Raw genomic sequence first — 3,314 nt, forward strand, 5'->3', positions numbered from 1 at the left:
TATAAAAGCGAATTATGAAATTAGCTCAACTATAGGCTGCCATCGAAAATTCTTTTGGCCAGAAACGATAGCCCATCTCCGCTAATGAGGCTTCCTGCGTCAGTGAAATCATGATGACAAAGAAAAACGGCAAAACACAAGAAATCGCAAACAACGCCATCACAATATTAAAGATCAAATTGACTGTCGGATTAAAAGAGCGAATTTCAACTTTATTGATTTTTTTCTTCTTCATTGAGTGCCTCCTAAAATAGTGCTGAATCTGGTTCAACTTTTCTAACGACAAAGTTCGCCATCAGCAGCAGTATCGCACCCACAACCGATTGATACAGGCTGGCCGCCGAAGACATTCCCAGATCACCCGTCGACGTTAAGCCGTTGTAAATGTACGTATCTAAGACCGATGTCACTTGATACAGCGCGCCGGAATTTCGCGGAACATTGTAGAACATTCCGAAATCCGCACGAAAAATCCCCCCGATGTTCATGATTAACAAAACAAGCATCATTGGAACGATTTGAGGAATGGTAACATTTTTGATCTGTTGCCACTTGCTGGCGCCATCTACCATCGCCGCTTCATAATACGTCGGGTCGATTCCCATGACAGAAGCATAGTAAATGATACTATTGTAGCCGAGACTCTTCCAAACATTCATGATGACGAAAATCAACGGCCACCAAGTCGGATCATTGTACCAATTGATTGGATTTTTCCCGCCATTGGTCAACCAATGATTGATGATCCCTTTATCAGGGCTCAAGAAGGCATAAACGAAATACCCGATGACTACCCACGACAAGAAATATGGCAGCAATGACATCGTATGGTAAACCTTCACTAATCTTTTATTTCGCAACTCGCTCATGATAATCGCAAATGAAATCGCGAAGAACAAATTAAATGCCAAGAATACTATGTTGTATAAAAGTGTGTTGCGAGTAATCAACCAGGCATCCTGTGAAGCGAATAAAAATTTGAAGTTATCAAAGCCGACCCATTCACTCGTCATCAAACTATCAATAAAGCCGTTTGGTGAAATGTGAAAATTCTTAAAGGCTACGACATTGGCGAACACTGGAATATAAAAGAATAATATGAACCAGAGGAACCCCGGCAACGCCATTAAGATCAACGCTTTATAACGCCAGACATTCTGCCAAAAACCGACTTTCTTTTTTTTCTGCATCCCTTCAACTCCTTTCGAAAGTAATGATATCGCTTTCTATCGGTAGAAGTAATGAACAAATTTAAGGTATGTTGCAACAAATTAAAGGAAAGTAGAGAAAGTCATTTTTGATCGAAAGTAATTGTGATAAAACGTAGATAGCTTCTTTTTCCATTTTTTCTATTAAAGTAAATGAAAGCGATACCTACTATTAATTTGTTTTTTTGAAGAAAGTGGGAAAGAATAATTGAAGGATGAACGAATTGGAGGAACCACGAATGGTTGAAATGGCTTTAAAAAATGTCTATAAACAATATGACAACAATCCCAAATACTCAGTAACAGACTTTAATTTGGATGTAAAGGATCAGGAATTCATCGTCTTTGTCGGTCCTTCCGGCTGTGGAAAATCAACCACTTTACGCATGATTGCCGGATTGGAGGATATTTCAGAAGGCGAATTTTCGATTGGTGGAAAAATCATGAATGAGGTGGCGCCGAAAGACCGCGACATTGCCATGGTTTTTCAAAACTATGCCCTATATCCTCATATGACGGTCTTTGACAATATGGCCTTTGGTCTAAAATTACGGAAAATCAACAAGCAGGAAATTAAAAAACGCGTTGATAATGCGGCGGAGATTTTAGGCTTGACGGACTATCTAGACAGAAAACCTGCAGCTCTATCTGGCGGACAGCGTCAACGGGTCGCTCTAGGCCGAGCTATTGTCAGAGATGCTCAGATTTTCTTGATGGATGAGCCTTTGTCCAACTTGGATGCCAAACTGCGGGTAGCGATGCGAGCGGAAATTGCGAAATTGCATCGCCGTTTAAAAACAACGACGATCTACGTGACCCATGATCAGACCGAGGCAATGACCATGGCAGATCGAATCGTGATCATGAAAGATGGCTTTATTCAGCAGATTGGTTCGCCGATCGAGGTCTATAATTCTCCAAAAAATGTCTTCGTGGCAGGCTTTATTGGTTCTCTTGCAATGAACTTCTTCAATGTCACCTTATCGCGAGGAGTCATCACTGACCACCAAGGATTGCGTCTAACCATTCCTGAAGGAAAAAATAACCTCTTGGTTGAAAAGGGCTACGAAGGCAAAGAATTGATTTTCGGTATCCGCCCAGAAGACATCCATACTGAACAAATCGCGATCGATACTGCCCCAGAAGCCACCGTAAAAGCGGAAATCGTCGTTTCCGAGTTATTAGGTGCTGAAACTATGCTCTATTCTCGTGTTGGCGAAACCGAATTTATCTCGCGGGTAGATGCTCGTGATTTCCACCAACCTGGAAAAAAAATCGATTTGGCCTTTAACTTGAACAAGAGCCATTTCTTCGATAAAGAAACAGAAGAAATCATCGAGGTGAGTTAGAAGCCGCTTCTTAAACTCTTCATTACCAAAAATCAAACATCCCTAGTAAACCAAAATCGAATGAAGATTTTGATTTTACTAGGGATGTTTTACTATCTTTTTTTACTATTTGAATCAAGTAGTCAATAAAACCGTCTGAAAATATTCACCAAATCGTATTACTCCACTCTGAAATAACTTATTGGTTTTGAGACCCCTTCTGTTTTCTCTCTAGTTGTTGTTGAAAAGAAAACTATCTCATTCTGGGACAACTGTTTGAGAATAAACCTAGAATCTGTTCTTTTTAGTGGTTTTAGCATCCACCGATTGTCTGAAGTTAAATGTTCTACAACTTCAAACTCAACCCTTTCATCCTCGTTAGGATTCTTCGCATTTTTTATCTCAAGAATAAAATCATTGTCTATTTTTTTGAACTCAATTACCTGAGATAGCTCCTCTGATTCCCACTTTCCGGAAAAACTCTCCAAAAATTCAGCTGTGTTAATAGGTTGCATAACCGAGGAGGAATGAACAGTTGATATTTTTTGTGTCGTCTTATTAGGCGAATTCTTTCTTGGTACCACAAGCAATAGTAAAATCAAGAGCAATAGAAATAATAACCCTAAAAGTTTGTTCCTGTATCTCCCCACACTAAACCTCCTGATTTCATCCAAAGGAATACATATTGTTCGCGTTACCTTTATAATTAAAAGAGCGATTCACACCAAAAAATATCGGTCTTTCACCTTAAATTGGCCTACGCAGCTGCAGAACCAAA

At 39.7% G+C, this 3,314-nt stretch carries 3 protein-coding genes and 1 pseudogene; 1 reads left to right on the forward strand and 3 read right to left on the reverse strand.

Going from position 1 to position 3,314, the window contains the following annotated elements; genetic code table 11:
- Positions 1 to 31: 31 nt before the first annotated feature.
- Both RV13_RS20130 and RV13_RS20135 read right to left on the reverse strand, forming a co-directional pair.
- A pseudogene (locus tag RV13_RS20130) lies at positions 32 to 235 on the reverse strand (carbohydrate ABC transporter permease); the annotation flags it as partial.
- Between the two features lie 10 nt (positions 236 to 245).
- On the reverse strand, positions 246 to 1,190 hold the full coding sequence (locus RV13_RS20135) for an ABC transporter permease (RefSeq protein ID WP_028020591.1): 945 nt from the start codon (positions 1,188 to 1,190) through the stop codon (positions 246 to 248).
- A gap of 257 nt (positions 1,191 to 1,447) precedes the next feature.
- Between RV13_RS20135 and RV13_RS20140 the strand changes: the two genes are divergently transcribed.
- Entirely contained in the window at positions 1,448 to 2,557 is a 1,110-nt protein-coding gene (locus RV13_RS20140; RefSeq protein WP_060789644.1) for an ABC transporter ATP-binding protein, read from the forward strand.
- Between the two features lie 158 nt (positions 2,558 to 2,715).
- Here the strand turns inward: RV13_RS20140 and RV13_RS20145 are convergent, their stop codons facing one another.
- Entirely contained in the window at positions 2,716 to 3,210 is a 495-nt protein-coding gene (locus tag RV13_RS20145) for a hypothetical protein (RefSeq protein WP_143142308.1), read from the reverse strand.
- Between the last annotated feature and the right edge of the window lie 104 nt (positions 3,211 to 3,314).

The sequence above is a fragment of the Enterococcus raffinosus genome (genome assembly GCF_001886185.1).
In the GTDB taxonomy this organism is placed as follows: Bacteria; Bacillota; Bacilli; order Lactobacillales; family Enterococcaceae; genus Enterococcus_A; species Enterococcus_A raffinosus.

What these genes read in the sequence shown, in the direction of transcription:
- RV13_RS20135 (WP_028020591.1), bottom strand. Translation starts at nt 1,190, where the DNA reads ATGCAGAAAAAAAAGAAAGTCGGTTTTTGGCAGAATGTCTGGCGTTAT.
- RV13_RS20140 (WP_060789644.1), top strand. Translation starts at nt 1,448, where the DNA reads ATGGTTGAAATGGCTTTAAAAAATGTCTATAAACAATATGACAACAAT.